General features: G+C 63.3%; 16 protein-coding genes. 8 read left to right on the top strand and 8 right to left on the bottom strand.

Annotated elements, in window-relative coordinates; all coding sequences use genetic code 11:
- From FJ943_RS06460 to FJ943_RS06430, 7 genes are all read right to left on the bottom strand, one after another.
- On the bottom strand, nt 1-795 hold a 795-nt coding region (locus FJ943_RS06460; protein ID WP_140720327.1), incomplete at its 3' end, for an ABC transporter ATP-binding protein.
- Complete coding sequence (locus tag FJ943_RS06455; RefSeq protein WP_015315635.1) at nt 795-1,898, bottom strand: ABC transporter ATP-binding protein; 1,104 nt, start codon at nt 1,896-1,898, stop codon at nt 795-797. The genes FJ943_RS06455 and FJ943_RS06460, both read right to left, overlap by 1 nt.
- Nucleotides 1,895-2,125: a hypothetical protein gene (locus FJ943_RS06450; RefSeq protein WP_015315634.1), complete on the bottom strand. Its 231-nt coding sequence runs from the start codon at nt 2,123-2,125 to the stop codon at nt 1,895-1,897. The genes FJ943_RS06455 and FJ943_RS06450 overlap by 4 nt, the downstream gene beginning before the upstream one ends.
- Nucleotides 2,122-3,081 carry a carbohydrate ABC transporter permease gene (locus tag FJ943_RS06445; protein ID WP_015315633.1) on the bottom strand — a complete coding sequence of 320 codons (960 nt, stop codon included), beginning with the start codon at nt 3,079-3,081 and terminating at the stop codon, nt 2,122-2,124. Before FJ943_RS06445 ends, FJ943_RS06450 begins: the two co-directional genes overlap by 4 nt.
- A 1-nt stretch (nt 3,082) precedes the next feature.
- The gene (locus tag FJ943_RS06440; RefSeq protein ID WP_015315632.1) at nt 3,083-3,988 is read right to left on the bottom strand and encodes a sugar ABC transporter permease; all 906 of its coding nucleotides are present in this window, start codon (nt 3,986-3,988) and stop codon (nt 3,083-3,085) included.
- Between the two features lie 69 nt (nt 3,989-4,057).
- Nucleotides 4,058-5,374 (bottom strand): ABC transporter substrate-binding protein, encoded by a 1,317-nt coding sequence (locus tag FJ943_RS06435; RefSeq protein WP_015315631.1) that lies wholly within the window; start codon nt 5,372-5,374, stop codon nt 4,058-4,060.
- Nucleotides 5,375-5,734: 360 nt separating this feature from the next.
- Nucleotides 5,735-6,415 (bottom strand): TetR/AcrR family transcriptional regulator, encoded by a 681-nt coding sequence (locus tag FJ943_RS06430; RefSeq protein WP_140720325.1) that lies wholly within the window; start codon nt 6,413-6,415, stop codon nt 5,735-5,737.
- 139 nt (nt 6,416-6,554) lie between these two features.
- Between FJ943_RS06430 and FJ943_RS06425 the strand changes: the two genes are divergently transcribed.
- From FJ943_RS06425 to FJ943_RS06415, 3 genes are read left to right on the top strand one after another with little or no spacing between them, the layout of a single operon-like run.
- On the top strand, nt 6,555-7,751 hold the full coding sequence (locus FJ943_RS06425) for a Tm-1-like ATP-binding domain-containing protein (RefSeq protein ID WP_140713148.1): 1,197 nt from the start codon (nt 6,555-6,557) through the stop codon (nt 7,749-7,751).
- 9 nt (nt 7,752-7,760) lie between these two features.
- Nucleotides 7,761-8,618 carry a phosphoenolpyruvate hydrolase family protein gene (locus FJ943_RS06420; RefSeq protein ID WP_140720323.1) on the top strand — a complete coding sequence of 286 codons (858 nt, stop codon included), beginning with the start codon at nt 7,761-7,763 and terminating at the stop codon, nt 8,616-8,618.
- A 5-nt stretch (nt 8,619-8,623) separates the two neighbouring features.
- Nucleotides 8,624-9,052: a cupin domain-containing protein gene (locus tag FJ943_RS06415; RefSeq protein ID WP_140720321.1), complete on the top strand. Its 429-nt coding sequence runs from the start codon at nt 8,624-8,626 to the stop codon at nt 9,050-9,052.
- Here the strand turns inward: FJ943_RS06415 and FJ943_RS06410 are convergent.
- Entirely contained in the window at nt 9,049-10,239 is a 1,191-nt protein-coding gene (locus tag FJ943_RS06410) for a Xaa-Pro peptidase family protein (protein ID WP_015315626.1), read from the bottom strand. The two genes, FJ943_RS06415 and FJ943_RS06410, sit on opposite strands and share 4 nt — an antisense overlap.
- A 365-nt stretch (nt 10,240-10,604) precedes the next feature.
- Between FJ943_RS06410 and FJ943_RS06405 the strand changes: the two genes are divergently transcribed.
- The 5 genes from FJ943_RS06405 to FJ943_RS06385 all read left to right on the top strand — a co-directional run bounded on the left by FJ943_RS06405 (nt 10,605) and on the right by FJ943_RS06385 (nt 15,824).
- Nucleotides 10,605-12,215: an ABC transporter substrate-binding protein gene (locus FJ943_RS06405; protein ID WP_140720319.1), complete on the top strand. Its 1,611-nt coding sequence runs from the start codon at nt 10,605-10,607 to the stop codon at nt 12,213-12,215.
- Between the two features lie 144 nt (nt 12,216-12,359).
- Complete coding sequence (locus tag FJ943_RS06400; RefSeq protein WP_140720317.1) at nt 12,360-13,346, top strand: ABC transporter permease; 987 nt, start codon at nt 12,360-12,362, stop codon at nt 13,344-13,346.
- Nucleotides 13,343-14,173, top strand: a complete 831-nt coding sequence (locus FJ943_RS06395) for an ABC transporter permease (RefSeq protein ID WP_015315623.1) — start codon at nt 13,343-13,345, stop codon at nt 14,171-14,173. Before FJ943_RS06400 ends, FJ943_RS06395 begins: the two co-directional genes overlap by 4 nt.
- The gene (locus FJ943_RS06390) at nt 14,170-15,051 is read left to right on the top strand and encodes an ABC transporter ATP-binding protein (RefSeq protein WP_181174500.1); all 882 of its coding nucleotides are present in this window, start codon (nt 14,170-14,172) and stop codon (nt 15,049-15,051) included. Before FJ943_RS06395 ends, FJ943_RS06390 begins: the two co-directional genes overlap by 4 nt.
- The gene (locus FJ943_RS06385; protein WP_140720315.1) at nt 15,048-15,824 is read left to right on the top strand and encodes an ATP-binding cassette domain-containing protein; all 777 of its coding nucleotides are present in this window, start codon (nt 15,048-15,050) and stop codon (nt 15,822-15,824) included. The genes FJ943_RS06390 and FJ943_RS06385 overlap by 4 nt, the downstream gene beginning before the upstream one ends.
- The last annotated feature ends 8 nt before the right edge of the window (nt 15,825-15,832 follow it).

Below are 15,832 nucleotides of genomic sequence, written 5' to 3'. Positions count from 1 at the left end.
CGCGAAGGGCAGCTCGAAATTCAATGGCGCCATCACCGCGCGGCCGTTCACCAGCCTACCGTCGATGAGGTTCATCGGCGGCGAGCCGACGAAGCTCGCCACATAGGTGTCGCGCGGATTGTTGTAGATCTCGTGCGGCGTGCCGGTCTGGATGATGCGGCCATGGTTGAGCACGCCGACTTTGTCGCCCATCGACATTGCCTCGATCTGGTCGTGGGTCACGAACAGGAAGGTGGCGCCAAGTTGTATCTGCAGGTTCTTCAATTCGGTGCGGAGCGCCTCGCGCAATTTGGCGTCGAGCGCCGACAGCGGCTCGTCCATCAAGAACACGCGCGGCTTGCGCACGATGGCACGGCCGATGGAGACGCGCTGCATCTCGCCGCCGGACAGGCGGTCGGTCTTGCGGTCGAGCAGGTGCTCGATCCGCAGCGTGCGGGCGGCGCGGTCGACGCGGTCCTTGATCTCGGCATCCGGCAGCCGGCGGATCTTCGGCTTCAGCGGAAATTCGAGGTTTTCGCGCACCGTGTAGCGCGGGTAGAGCGAATATTGCTGCAGCACCAGCGCCACGTCGCGCTCGGCCGCACCCCAGTCGGCGACGTCGACGCCGTCGATGAAGACCTGCCCCTCGCTCGGCTTCTCCAGACCGGCAATCAGCCGCAGCGTCGTCGTCTTGCCGGCGCCCGTCTCGCCGAGCAGGACAAAGAATTCGCCATCGGCGATGTCGAGGTCGAGCCCGGTCAAGGCCGTGTGATTGCCGAAAGTCTTGGAGATGTTCTTGAGCTGGATATGGGCCATCAGAGCCTCACTTCAAGCGACCTGCCGCTTGCCTTGTCGAAGAAATGCGCCTGGGTCGGATCGATTCGGGCAAACACCTTCTCGCCCGGTCCGGCAACGAAGCCGCTCTTCGTGCGGGCCCGCAGCATTTTCGAGCCAACCTTGAGGTCGACGATGTCGAAGGAGCCGAGCGGTTCGACGATCTGCGTCTCGACGGCCATGAAGCCATCGGCCGCGTCACGACGAATGAGGACGCCTTCCGGCCGGATGCCGAGTGCGAGTTGGCCGCTGGCGTGGCCGTTGAGTTTCGACAGCAGCGCCCGCGGAAACTCGAAGCCGGAAGCCGCTCCACCAACGGTGACCGAGGCCGATGACGTTGTTTCGGCAACCGCCGCGTCGGCGACATTCATCACCGGACTGCCGACGAATTGGGCCACGAACAGGTTGGCTGGACGCGAATAGACCTCGTCGGGCGTTCCCACCTGCTGCAGCACGCCCTCATGCATGATGACGATGCGGTCGGCGAGGCTCATCGCCTCGATCTGGTCGTGCGTGACATAGATGGTGGTCGAGCCCTGCTTGATATGCAGCCGCTTGATCTCGGCTCGCATCTCCTCGCGCAATTTGGCGTCGAGCGCGCCGATCGGCTCATCCATCAGCATCGCCTTTGGCCGCCGCACCAGCGCTCGGCCGATCGCAACGCGCTGCATGTCGCCGCCCGAAAGCGCCGACGGCTTCTTCGCCAGCAGATCCGTTATCTGCAGCGTCTTGGCAACCGAGCGCACTTCCTGGTCGATCTCGCTTTTGCTCTTGCGCGTGGCGCGCAACGGAAAGGCGATGTTCTCGTAGACGCTCATATGCGGGTAGAGCGAGAATGATTGGAACACCATGGCGATGTCGCGGTCGGCGGCTTTCAGATGCTGGACCGGCTTGCCGTCGATGAGGATGTCGCCCTCGTCGATGGTTTCCAGTCCGGCGATGGCGCGCAACGTCGTCGTCTTGCCGCAACCGGACTGGCCGAGCAGGACGATGAACTCATTGTCCGCGATCTTGAGGTTGAGGTCCTTGATGACCTGGACGGCACCAAAGAATTTCTGGACGCCGCGAAGCTCGATCTGGGTCAATGCTGTGCTCCCGGATTTCGCGCGTCCCCGGCATGACCGGTGCCGGCCTGTTCCTCGGGGGCGATCTTCGAGGTGATGTTGAAGCCGATCAGCCCGATCAGGATGATGGTCAGGCCGTAGGTGTGCAGGGTCATGTTCCAGGGCTGGCAGAGGGCCACGATGCCGAGCACCATGAGTATCTGCGAACCCGGTTCCAGATATTTCTGATTGATGGCGCGAAAGCTCATTTGCGGATCGCTCCGAAGGACATGCCGCGCAGCAGATGGTTGCGGAGCAGGAAGGTGAAGATGGCGACCGGCAGCAGGAACAGGAAGGTGCCGGCGGCGATCACCGTCCAGTCCGGCAGGCCCGAACCGACCTGGCTCGGGATGAACGGCGGCGCCGTCTGGGCGCGGCGGTTGGTCATGATCAGCGCGAACGCGTATTCGTTCCACGCCGTGATGAAGCAGAAGACAGCGGTGGCGGCGATGCCGGTGGCGGCCTCCGGCAGCACGATCTTGAAGAAGGCTTCCATGCGCGTGTAGCCGTCGACCAGTGCCGCCTCCTCATATTCCTTCGGGATTTCATCCATGAAACCCTTCATCAGCCACACCGAGAACGACAGGTTGAAGGCGGTGTAGAGAATGATCAGCCCGATGTGGGTATCGTTGAGGCCGACCGCTCGGTACATCAGGAACATCGGGATCGCGACCACCACCGGTGGCAGCATGCGTGTCGACAGGATGAAGAAGAGCAGGTCCGCCTCCCCCTTCACCCTGAAGCGCGAGAAGCCATAGGCGGTGAACGTGCCCATGCCGACGGCCAGCACCGTCGACGTGATGGCGATGATCAGCGAGTTCAGGAAGCGGCTCGGATAGCCCGACCACTGCACCTGGCCCTTGCCGTCGCGCACGATCTTTTCGCCACCGTCGAAGACGACGCGCTCCCACCATGGGGCCGCCGCATACTCTTCCGGCGACGGCGGACTGCGCAATTGAGAGCGCTTGGTGAACAGCTTCACGAACGGCGATATCTCCGGCTGGAAGACGACGGTCGGCGGAATGGTGGTGGCAAGATTGCGCGGCTTGAACGCTGTCGAGGCGATCCAGTAGATCGGCGCCAGGAAGATGATCGTCACCAGCAGCACGGCGACTATGGCGACGCGGTTGAAGGTGATTTCGGAAGAAGTGCGGACGGCCGCCATCTCAGCGCTCCTTCACCTTGTTGAGATATTTGACGTAGATGTTGGTGATCGCCAGCACCATTATCAGCACGATGTAGGCCATTGCGCAGGAGCGCCCGGTCTGCCATTCCTGGAACGCCATCTTGTAGAGCCGGATCGAGATCAGCTCGGCCGTCGGCTGGCTGGTCAGGATGTAGGCGAGATCGAAGGTCTTGAAGGCTTCCATGGTGCGGAAGATGACGGCGATCATCAGGATCGGCGCGACCAGCGGCAGGGTGATGCGGAAGAACGTGTAGAACGGCCCGGCGCGGTCGATCGCGGCGGCCTCATAGAGATGCTTCGGCACCGCCGACAGCCCGGCCAGCGACAGCAGCATGACGAAGGGCGACCACATCCAGATGTCGGTCAACGCAACAGCGTAGAGCGCCATCTTGGGGTCGGCCAGCCACTCGAAATTGCCGAGCCCGAGCGCATAGTTGATAACCCCCCATGACGGGTCGTAAAGCAGTTTCCAGAACAGCCCGACCACCGCCATCGACAGCATCATCGGCAGCAGCAGCAGCGTGGTGATAAGACCCTTGAGCGGAATGTCCCGGTTGAGCAGCATCGCCACGCCGAAGCCGACAAGCAGCTGTCCGACGACCGAGACAATCACGTATTTCGCCGTGATGGCGAAGTTCGACCAGACATAAGGGTCGTTGAGCAGGTCGCGATAATTCTGCAGCCCGACGAAATTCGCCGGCGCATTGGTCGACGCGCGGAAGTCGGTGAAGGAATAGCCGAGCGAGTAGATCAGCGGAAAAATGTTGAAGACGATCAGGAACAGAACCGTCGGGATGATGAAGAGATTGCGGATGGAGATATCGCTTAGGCCGCGTGCCGCGGCGCGCGAGGATCTGTCGAGGGTGGTGATCATCGTGGTCGCCAAGACCCTGCTCCCGGTTCAAGAAAAAGAAACGGAGGAGGCGACATCGCCCCCTCCGCGGGACATGAAGGATTATTGGACGCGGCCGTATTTCTTGAAGGTCGCGTTCCAGTCTCCCGCCAATGCGTCCAGCGTTTCCTTGGCGGTGCCGCTGCCGCCGATCATGTAGGGGTAGACGCGCTGGTTGAGCTGCTGCAGCAGTTCTGCGTATTCCGGCACTGCCCAGAAATCCTTCACCTTGAACATGGTCTCGTAGAAGGCCTTGTTGTAGGGCGTGGCGTTCTGGAACTCAGGCGACTTGAGCACCGCCTGGCTGCAGGTATAGCCGCCAAGGGCCGCCCACTTCTTCTGGGTCTCGTCCTTGATGAACCATTCGAGGAACTTCATCGCCTCGTCCTGCTTCTTCGAGTACGAGATGACGGAGATGCCTTGCCCGCCGAGTGCGGCGAACTGGTCGCCATTTGGGCCGGGAGGGTTGGCGAAGAAGCCGGTGTTCTTGGCATTCGGGTTCGACGCTTCGTTGATCAGCGAGGGGAAGAACGCGAAGAAGTTCATGCTCATCGCGGCCAGGTTTTCCGTGATTGCCTGGTTGTCCTCGACGAAGAACGATTTGGCCCAGCCCGGAGGCGTGAACTTGTAGAGCTCCTTGTAGGCATCGAGCGCGGCCACCGCCTTGTCGGAGTTGATGTGACCGTCGACCTTGTAGGTCGTGTAGTCGCCCAGCTCACCGCCATAGGAGAACAGCGCGTTCTCGAAGCCCATCGCCATCGCGTCGTAGGAATTGTCGGTGTAGATGGCGATGCCGTATCTCTTCTGATCCGGCCGGTGGAAGAACTCGGCGATGTCGCGCAGCGCCTTGAAATCCTTCGGCACGTCGAGGTCGTAGCCGTATTTGGCCTTGAAGGCTTCCTTTTCCTTGGGATCCTCGAACCAATCCTTGCGATAGGACCAGCCGACGGCGTCGCCCTCAAGCGGGATCGCCCAGTATTTACCGCTGTTGCCGGGATACTCGGCATAATATTTCACCGTCGCCGGTGCCATGACGTTGCCGAGATCATGCTTCTTGAAGAAGTCGGTCAGGTCGACGTAGTGGCCGCCGGTGGAGCCGGCGCCGAGCCACTGCGAGTCGCCGACGACTAGGTCATAGGCGTCGCCATGGGCGTTGAACTCGGTAAAGGCCTTGGTCTGGAAGTCGGACCAGGGCGTGGTCTCCACCGTGATCTTGACGCCGGTTTCCTTCTCGTACTCGTTGCCGAGTTCCTGCAGGTAATTGGCCGGATCCCATTCCGCCCAGAAGATGGTGAGCGACTTTTCCTGCGCGTAGACGGACGTTCCGCAGGCAAGCGTTAAGCCGATACCAGCAAGCATGCTGGTCACTAACTTGCGCATAATGATTTCCTCCCTTGTGCGCATTCTACCTTGTCGTACGGGCCAGCGACGGAGCCGGCCCTGGTAGTTCCTCCCGTGGTCGCGCTTTTCCGAATTCGGAGCCTCCTCGCTCTGTCCGGAAATGGATCGCAGCCCTCACTTTCGATCCGCTTATCTTCCTTGATCTGGTATTACCAATCCTGCGGCGACGTCAAGCCCTTTCTTGAAAGCCGGCATGGGCCGTTACTGTCGAATTAAAGCTTTATCTGCCTGTTTTCCCATGATTTTCCTACTAAATGATATACATTGACCTTGCCCCATGATCGCATTTTGGGCTAGGATCAGCGGTATGCAGGCAAATCTGGTCGAACCAGATTGGGGCTATTTCGCCGCTCCTGAAGCGGACTCATCACCACCATAAGCCGACTCCGCGATTGCCGTGCGCACCAGCGCACTCGCCGCCCATTGCGCCACCGACATCATCCGGCGGCTGTCCAGCCCCCATATATCCTTGAGCACGATCAGCACCTCCACGCCGAAGATCAGCGACAGCGCCTGCGCCAGCCGCTTGAAGTCGCGCGGCGGCAAGCGGCCCTTGAGCGGCGTCAGCGCCTCCTTCAGCAATTCGACGCGATGGCCGCGCGTGAAGGCCGGCTCTCCGCCCAGCGTGCCCGCCTGGCGCCGCGCCCATTGATCGAGCGACAGCTTCAAAGCAGCCTTGAATGTCGCCTCGAAGGCCTCGATGCGCGGCATGGCCGTATCGAACAGTTCGGCGACGCGGCGCTCGGCATCGGCGGCGGTGGACTTCCAGGTCAGGATTGGCCCCAGCCCCTCGTCGACGACGCGCTGCACCAGGGCTGCCTGGCTGGGGAAGTAACGGTAGGCCGTGGCCCGGGAGACCTCGGCTGCCTCCGCTACCTCGCTGACCGAAGGCGTCCCACCCGCCTGCATCAGCCGCGTGGCCGTCTCCAGCATCAGCCGCTTTGTCCGCGCCCGCGGTCCGCGCTCTGCTCTCTCCCCGGCGTTGTCGTCCGTTGCGGGTTGTTGACGTGAGACATCCATGCCAATACGATACGCGTGTCTCAAAAATTTGCAATGGCAGCCCTTTTCCTGGAGTGGCCACGTTGACGCTCTACGGCGCACAAAGCTTTCATCTGATGAGCATCACCACCTTCGAACCAACCAGCAGAGGGAGGCGCGGATGAAGCGCATCCATGTGGTGGGCACCGCCGACACCAAGGGCGAGGAACTCGCCTTCCTGGCCGATGCGATCGCCGCGACGGGTGCCGTCGTCTGCCGTGTCGATGTCGGCACGCGAGGCGCGACCGTGCCTGTCGACGTCTCGGCTGAAGAGGTCGCCGCCCATCATCCCGATGGCCGCGGTGCGGTGCTCGGCATCGACGACCGCGGCAGATCGGTTGCGGCAATGGCTGGGGCCTTCACGCGCTTTGTCCAGTCCCGCGACGACATATCGGGCATCATCGGCATTGGCGGCGGCGGGGGCACCTCGATCATCACAGCGGGCATGCGCGCGCTGCCGCTCGGTCTGCCCAAGCTCATGGTCTCCACGCTGGCCTCGGGCGACACCGCCCCCTATGTGGACGTGTCCGACATCATCATGATGCCATCGGTGACCGACATGGCCGGCCTCAACCGGCTGTCTCGTGTCGTGCTGCACAACGCCGCCCAGGCGATAGCGGGCATGGCGGTCAATCCGGCGCCTGCGGCGGACGGCAAGGCCTCGATCGGCCTCACCATGTTCGGCGTCACCACGCCTTGCGTGACGGCAATCGCCGAACACCTCCGCTCGACTTATGATTGCATGGTCTTCCATGCCACCGGCACCGGCGGCCGCAGCATGGAGAAGCTGGCCGACAGCGGCCTGCTGTCGGGTGTCATCGACATCACCACGACGGAGGTCTGCGACCTGCTGTTCGGCGGCGTGCTGCCGGCGACGCAGGATCGTTTCGGTGCCATTGCCCGCACCAAGCTGCCCTATGTCGGCTCGGTCGGCGCGCTCGACATGGTCAATTTCTGGGCGCCATCGACCATTCCGGAGCATTATCGTGGCCGGCTGTTCTACGAGCACAATCCGAACGTCACGCTGATGCGCACGACAGCGCGGGAATGCCGCGCGATCGGCGAATGGATCGGCACAAGGCTCGCCCATTGCGAAGGCCCGCTGCATTTCCTGATCCCGGAAAAAGGCGTTTCCGCGCTCGACATCGAAGGCGGCGCCTTCTTCGATCCGGAAGCCGACGCAGCTCTGTTCGAAGCCGTCGAGCGCACCATCAGGCCGGGTGCGACGCGCCGCGTCACCCGCCTGCCGCTGCACATCAACGATCCGGACTTTGCCAAGGCGGCGGTCGCGGCCTTTCTCGACATCGCCAGACAGTGAGACCCAGACATGCCAGCCATACCGCGCAAGGACATACTGAAAAAGTTCCGGGGGATGATCGACAAAGGCGTGCCGATCGTCGGTGGCGGCGCCGGCACCGGCCTGTCGGCCAAGGCCGAGGAGGCCGGCGGCATCGACCTCATCATCATCTACAATTCCGGCCGCTACCGCATGGCTGGCCGCGGCTCGGCCGCCGGCCTGCTCGCCTATGGCAACGCCAACGAGATCGTCAAGGAGATGGCCTATGAGGTGCTGCCGGTGGTCAAGAAGACGCCGGTACTGGCCGGCGTCAACGGCACCGATCCCTTCGTCATCATGCCGCTGCTGCTCGCGGAACTGAAGACGATGGGCTTTTCCGGCGTTCAGAACTTTCCCACCATCGGCCTGTTCGACGGCCAGATGCGGCAGAGTTTCGAAGAGACCGGCATGGGCTTCGGCCTAGAGGTGGACATGATCACCGAGGCACACAAGCTCGACCTCCTGACCACGCCCTATGTCTTCAACCCCGAAGAAGCACGCGCCATGACCAAGGCGGGCGCCGATGTCGTCGTCGCCCATATGGGCGTGACCACCGGCGGCTCGATCGGCGCCACCTCGGCCAAGTCGCTCGACGACTGCGTCATTGCCATCGACGCCATTGCCGAGGCGGCGCGCTCGGTGCGCAACGATGTCATCCTGCTTTGCCATGGCGGCCCGATCTCGATGCCCGACGACGCCCGCTACATCCTCTCCCACGCCAAGGGCCTGCACGGCTTTTATGGCGCGAGCTCGATGGAACGGCTGCCGGCGGAAGCCGCGATCGCCAGGCAGACTGTGGATTTCAAGGCGGTGACGCTCGGCGGCGGCGCAAAGAACAAGAAGGGATGAGAGAGATGACCGACAGGAGCAAGGTGTTTGTCTACCCGAAGGACGTCAGCGCCTTCGGCTTCGACTGGGGAAAACTGTCTTTGACGGTGGCACCTGAAGTGAACGGCGCGACCCGCTTTTCCGGCGGCGTCGTCGACCTGCCCTCAGGCAAGGGCCATACCCGCCACAACCATCCGGGCGCGGAAGAGATTATCTTCGTCATCTCGGGCCATGGCGAGCAGATGGTCGAGGATGAGAAGGGCAATCCGGTGGTGGAGAAAGTCGGCCCCGGCTGCACCATCTACGTGCCGGAGAGTCGGTTTCATTCGACGCTCAACACCAGCGACGGGCCCATGCAGCTGTTCGTCGTCTATTCGCCGGCCGGGCCGGAACTGGGTCTGCGCGAACTGCCGGATTTCAGGCTGATCCCGCCGGGCGCCGGCCTCCAAAATTAGGCCGTCCCACCCCTATTCCATCCCCGGCCCCGATCGCCAAACATCACGTACCCGCTCTCGGTCACCGCCAGCGTATCCTCCAGCTTGATGAAGCCGCGCGTCGGGTGAAGCATGGTGGTCTCCACCGACAGCACCATGTTTTTCTCCAGCGGTTTGGCCGCATAGGTGCCTTCATAAGTCACTGGATGGTTGGTCATCAGGAACGGCGCCTCATGCGTGATCAGGCCCATGCCGTGGGCGAAGAAATCCGTATAGGGCGCGACCTTGGATGTCTTCAGCACACTCTCCGCATGAGAAATCATGTCGCCGCCAAGCGTGCCCGCCTTCACCTTCGAGAAGGCCGCCTGCTGCACCGTCTCGACCTCGGCCAGCAGATCCTCGAGCTCGGCATCGGGTTCGCCCAGAATGCCCATCCTGCAGAGATCGCCAATATAACCGTGATAATTGCCGCCGGAATCGATCGACAGCACCTCGCCCTTCTTCCACGCTTGCGGGGAGGTGGCGCGATTGTGGCTGGAGCCCAGCGTGAGCAGGCAATATTCGAAATGCGCACCGCGATTGGTCTCTTCGCGCCTGATCTGCTCGATCATCTCGGCCTTGGTCGTGCCCTCGCGCGCCCAGGCGATGGTCGCCAGCATGGAATCGGTGATCAGCTCGGAGGCCGTGCGCAGCTTCTCCAACTCCGCGTCGGTCTTGATGGCACGCATGCGTTCCAGCATGTCGGTCGCATCGATCAGCTTCGCGTCGGGCAATGCCTTGCGGATCAGCGCATAGGCGTCCGACGGCAGGAAACCGGGCTCGATACCGATGCGGGCATCGCCCTTGCCGATCTTCCTGACATGCTCGACGGCAAGATTGGCGGCGTCGAGGGTACCCCAGCAGGCGGCATGCAGCGTCGGCGTCCAGAACGGGTGGTTCTGGTGCTCGCCGCCTTCCATGCGATTGCCGATATAGGCAGCATGATCCGGACCGCCCTTCTCGTAGACCACGATCGGCAAATAGCGGCTGTGGCCGATCGCATCCATGGCGGCGAAGAAGATGAACTTGTAGCCGCCCAGCAGATATTGCGTGTTGTGCTTGGAGGTCGCGAGCAGCACGTCGATGCCGGCCTCCTCCATCAGCCGGTCGACCCTGGCCTGCTCGAACGGGATATTGCTGACGGCACTCTTGCCCGGCGCAATGTTCATCACTCTCTCCCAGAATTGCCCGGGATCGGCGCTGTTTCGCACCCGATCCGCCGGCTCGCGGTCAAATCTGCACCATTTTTCTCGCTCTGGTCCAGCCAGAATGTTTACGAACACAGCGCCAGGGCGGTCACCAAAGCATCATTTGTTCACATATCCGGAAACCTGGTCCTACCAGCCAACCGAATTGACTGGACTTGTGCTAAACTGGTCCAGCGGACGGAAATTTCAAAGCCAAGCAAGGTTGCGCCAATTCCGTCTCTGGCGAAACCCTCGGCAAGGCCCATAATCCCCGCCGCAAGGATGCCGGTGCGCGCCGGCGTTCGAGGCCGCGCCCGGTCGGGTGGAGAAGAGGACGGAGTTCGATCATGTCAGGTTTCACCATTTCCAGACGCACCATGCTTACCGGGTCGGCAATGCTGCTGGCCACCACCGCCATGCCGGCCCTGGGCTGGACGCAGACGCCAAAGAAAGGCGGACGGCTCGTGCTTGCCGCCGATTCCGAGCCGCGCAATCTCAACCCGGCGATCGTCGCCTCCAACGGCGTTTTCTTCATCTCCAGCAAGATCGTCGAGACGCTGGCCGAAGCCTCCTTCGACGGCAAGGACGGGCTCGCGCCTCGGCTGGCGGTGAGCTGGGAAGGTGCCGCCGACGGTCTCTCGGCGACCTTCAAGCTGCGCGAAGGAGTCAAATGGCATGACGGCAAGCCGTTCACCTCGGCCGACGTCGCCTTCTCGGCGCTGCAGATATGGAAGCCGCTGCAGAATCTCGGCCGCACCGTGTTCAAGGACCTCAGCACGGTCGACACGCCAGACGATCTGACCGCCGTGTTCAAATTCGCCAAGCCGACGCCGTTCCAGCTGATCCGCAACGCCTTGCCGGCGCTGTCGAGCGTGGTGCCGAAGCACATCTACGAAGACGGCAAGATCGAGGACAACCCCGCCAACAACGCACCGATCGGTACGGGTCCGTTCAAGTTCGGCGAGTACAAGGCCGGCCAGTATTACCGGCTGACGAAGAACGCCGACTACTGGGGCAAGGACGAGCCCTATCTTGACGAGATCATCTATCAGGTCCTGCCCGACCGTACCTCGGCCGCCGCCGCGCTGGAGGCCGAGGAAATCCAGCTCGCGGCTTTCTCGGCCGTGCCGCTGGCCGATCTCGACCGCATCTCCAAGGTTCCCGGCCTGAAGGTCATCACCAAGGGCTATGAGGGTCTGACCTACCAGCTCGTGGTGGAGATCAACCATCGCCGCAAGGAATTGGCCGACCTCAAGGTGCGCCAGGCCATCGCGCACGCCATCGACAAGGACTTCGTCGTCAAGACAGTGTTCCTCGGCTACGCCGCCACGGCCACCGGCCCGGTGCCGAAGAACGATCCGCAATTCTACACCGCCGACGTGCCGATCTATGCCTTCGACGTCGCCAAGGCCAACGCGCTGCTCGACGAAGCCGGTTATAAGAAAGGCGCCGACGGCAACCGCTTCTCGCTCAGGCTCTTGCCTGCCCCCTATTTCAATGAGACGAAACAGTTCGGCGACTACCTGCGCCAGGCGCTCGCGGCAATAGGCATCGACGCGCAGCTGGTCAACAACGACTCGGCCGCCCACATCAAGGCGGTCTATACCGACCACGCCTTCGACCTCGCGGTCGGTCCGCCGGTTTTCCGCGGCGACCCGGCGATCTCGACCACCATCCTGGTGCAGAGCGGCATTCCCGATGGCGTGCCGTTTTCCAATCAGGGCGGCTACAAGAATGACGCGCTCGACGCCCTGATCACCAAGGCCTCCGAAACGCTCGACACCACGGCGCGCACCGACCTCTACAAGGAGTTCCAGAAACAGGTCGCGGCCGACCTGCCGCTGATCAACGTCGCCGAATGGAGTTTTATCAGCGTCGCCAGTGACAAGGTCAGCAACATCGCCAACAACCCGCGCTGGGCGGTCTCGAACTGGGCGGACACATATTTGGAATCGTGACACACTCACGCGGATGAGAATTCGCGAGGAAAGCCGTCGGCAGCAGCCAATCCCCCTCCTTGAGGGGGAGATGTCCGGCAGGACAGAGGGGCGCGCCTGGGCTCGACATTTCGTTATGTCCCTTATCGCGCATTCGAGGTCCGCATGAATCGCGCCCTCGTCCTTCTGCGCCGTCGCCTCGTCGGCAGCATCGTCGTGCTTTTGATCGTCGTCATCGGCACCTTCGTGCTGCTCGAAGCAGCGCCCGGCGATGCGGTCGACGCCTACATCGTCTCGACCGGCGGCGACGCCGGCATGATCGAGCTGTTGCGCCACCGCTGGGGTCTCGATCAGTCGGAGCTGACGCGGCTCGCCAACTACCTCTGGGCACTGCTGCATCTCGATCTCGGCCAGTCCGTCACTTTTTCCCGACCGATCCGCGACGTCATCCTCGAGCGCGTGCCGACCACGCTCATCCTGATGGTCAGCGCCACTACGCTCTCCTTCGGCCTCGGCTCGGTGCTCGGCATCTATGCCGGCGCCCGGCCAGGCAGCTTCCGCGACCGTTTTCTCTCCGTCGCCTCGCTGGCTCTCTACGCGGTGCCCGGCTTCTGGCTCGGCCTGGTGCTGATCGTGATCTTCGCCGTCGACCTGCGCTGGCTGCCGATCGGCGGCGTCGAGACGCTGGCCTCGGACAAGACCGGTCTCGACCGCGCCGCCGACATCGCCATCCATCTGGTGCTGCCGGTTTGCGCACTCGGTTTCATCTATCTGGCGCTTTATCTGCGCATGATGCGCGCCGGCATGGCCGAGGCCTGGCGCCAGGATTTTGTGCTGGCCGCCCGCGCCCGGGGGTTGTCGCGCCGCCGCATCGTGCTTGCTCATGTCGCCCGCAATGTGCTGCTGCCGCTGGTCACCATGCTCGGCCTGCAGTCGGCGCAGATGCTGGGCGGCAGTGTCGTCATCGAGAGCGTCTTTGCCGTGCCCGGCCTTGGTCGGCTGGCGCAGGAAGCGGTCGCCGCGCGCGACACGCCGCTGCTGCTCGGCATCATTCTTACCAGCGCCGTCCTGGTCATCGTCATCAATCTTGTCGTCGACATCGCCTACGCGTTCCTTGACCCGCGCGTCGGCGCCAGCGGGGCCGGTGCATGAGCCGTCTGCGCCGCTTTCTGCGCACGCCCGAGGCGGCCGCCGGTGCCATCATCCTGGCGGCGCTTTTTGCCATGGCGCTGTCGGCCTCGCTGCTGTTTCCCGGCGACCCGCAAGCCATTGCTGGCGCGGCGTTGCTGCCGCCTTTCCAGGACTGGTCGCTGCCGCTCGGCACCGACCGGCTCGGCCGGGACGTGTTGGCCGAGCTGTTTCATGGCGCCCGTACCTCGCTGGCCGTCGGTCTGGCCGCGGCGGCCGCGGCACTCGCTTTCGGCGCGGTGATCGGCACGCTGGCCGGCTTCGCCGGCGGCCTGATCGACGAGGTGCTGATGCGCGTCACCGATGCTTTCCAGACCGTGCCGGGCTTCCTGCTGGCACTGGCCTTCGTCAGCGTGGTTGGGCCCTCGCTCGGCGTCGTCGTCGTCGCAATAGCGCTCGGCACCTGGACGGGGCCGGCGCGGGTCGCCCGCGCGGAAGTCCTCTCCATTCGCGAACGCGACTATGTCGCCAGTGCCCGTGTCATTGGCATGCATCCCCTGGAAATCGCCTTTCGCGAGGTGCTGCCCAATGCCTTGCCGCCGATCTTGGCGATGTCGTCGGTGATCGTCGCCGCCGCGATCCTCACCGAAGCAGCCCTGTCTTTCCTTGGTCTTGGCGACCCCAACCGGGTCACCTGGGGTGGCATGATCGCGGAAGGTCGCGCTGTCTTGCGCACCGCGCCGTTCCTCTCGATCGTCCCGGGCATTGCGCTGGTGCTGACGGTGCTCGGCGTCTATCTCGCCGGCGAAGGCATCGTCGAGACGACGGCCGTGCGCAGGGGCCTGTCGTGACGGGACTGGCGTCGATCCGAGATCTGACGGTGACCTACCGCCGTGATGGCAGCGAGGTCGCCGCGCTGAAGAATATTATTCTCGATATCCAGCCAGGCGAACGGCTGGCCATCATCGGTGAAAGCGGTTCGGGCAAGAGCACGCTGGCGCTGGCGATCGCGGGATTGTTGCCGGCGAGCGCCAGGATTGAGGGGAGTATCGACTGGTTCATGCGATCACCGCCAACGTTGGGGGCCAAGGCACCCCCCTCCGGCAGGATAGAGGGGAGTGGGAAGGATCGCCTATCTCTCAACCGTCACAATCAAGCCTCCCTTGGCGGCCGCGACATCGGCTTCGTCTTCCAGGATCCGTCCGCCAGCCTCGATCCGGTAATGGCAGTCGGCAAACAAATCGCCGAAGTCGCGCGCACGCATCTCGGCCTCACATGGGCCCAGGCATATGCCAAAGCCAAAACCCTTCTCGAACGCGTCCGCTTGCCCGACCCCGACTCCGCCCTGCACGCCTTCCCGCATCAGCTTTCCGGCGGCCAGAAGCAGCGCGTGGCGATTGCCGCCGCGATTGCCGCCGGGCCGAAACTGCTGATCGCCGACGAGGCGACCAGTGCGCTCGACACCATCGTGCAGGCCGAGATCGTCGCTTTGATTCGACGGCTTGTGGCCGAGGACGGCATGACGCTGCTGTTCATCAGCCATGACATTGCGCTCGCCGCGGAGCTTGCCGAACGCATCGCCGTGTTCCGCCACGGCCAGTTGGTGGAGTTTGGCAAGACCGAGCAGATTGTCGAAGCCCCGACGCAAGCCTATACCCGCGCGCTGCTCGACGCCCATATCGACCTCGACGCCGAGCCGCTGCTGCACCGAAGCAGGCTGAATGCATGAGCCTGCTGACAGTGTCCAATCTCACCAAACGCTACAGTCGCGGCGGCAAGACCCTTGCTGCGGTGAGCGATGTCTCCTTTCATATCGAGCCCGGCGAAACGCTGGCGCTGGCAGGCCCTTCCGGCAGCGGCAAGTCGACCATCGCGCGGTTGGTGCTGCGCCTGATCGAGCCGGATGGCGGACGCATTGAATTCGAAGGCGATGATTTCCTGGCTCTGGGCGGCTCGGCACTTCGAGCCCGTCGCGCGCGCCTGCAAATGGTGTTCCAGGATCCGCTGGCCGCCTTCAACCCGCGCGCCACGGTGGCGCGCGTTCTCGATGACCCCTTGCGCATTCATGGCGTCGCCCCGCGCACGGAGCGCCCGCGCCGCATCGCTGCCTTGCTGGAGCGGGTCGGCCTGGCGGCCGATCTCGCGCCCCGCGCAATCCATGAAATCTCCGGCGGTCAGCGGCAGCGTGTGGCGATTGCCCGCGCCATCGCCACCAAGCCGTCGCTGATCGTTCTTGACGAAGCGGTGTCGGCGCTCGATGTCTCGGTGCGCGGCCAGATTCTCGATCTCCTGCTCGACCTGCAGCGCGAGGAACGGATCGCCTATCTCTTCATTTCGCATGATCTTGGCGTCGTCCGGGCGGTCGCCCACCGCATCATCCTTCTCGATGCCGGGCGTATTGCCGAGAGCGGCGATGCCCGAACCGTCATCGACGCGCCGCGATCGGCCATCGGCAAGGCACTGGTGGCGGCCGCGCCCAGATTGAACAGAAACAGACCATGATCCGCTCT

Origin of the sequence: Mesorhizobium sp. B2-3-10 (assembly GCF_006442275.1) — a bacterium.
GTDB classification, from domain to species: domain Bacteria; phylum Pseudomonadota; class Alphaproteobacteria; order Rhizobiales; family Rhizobiaceae; genus Mesorhizobium; species Mesorhizobium australicum.
The sequence above is the reverse complement of the archived record's forward strand: the minus strand, read 5'-3'. Positions and strand labels throughout refer to the sequence as shown.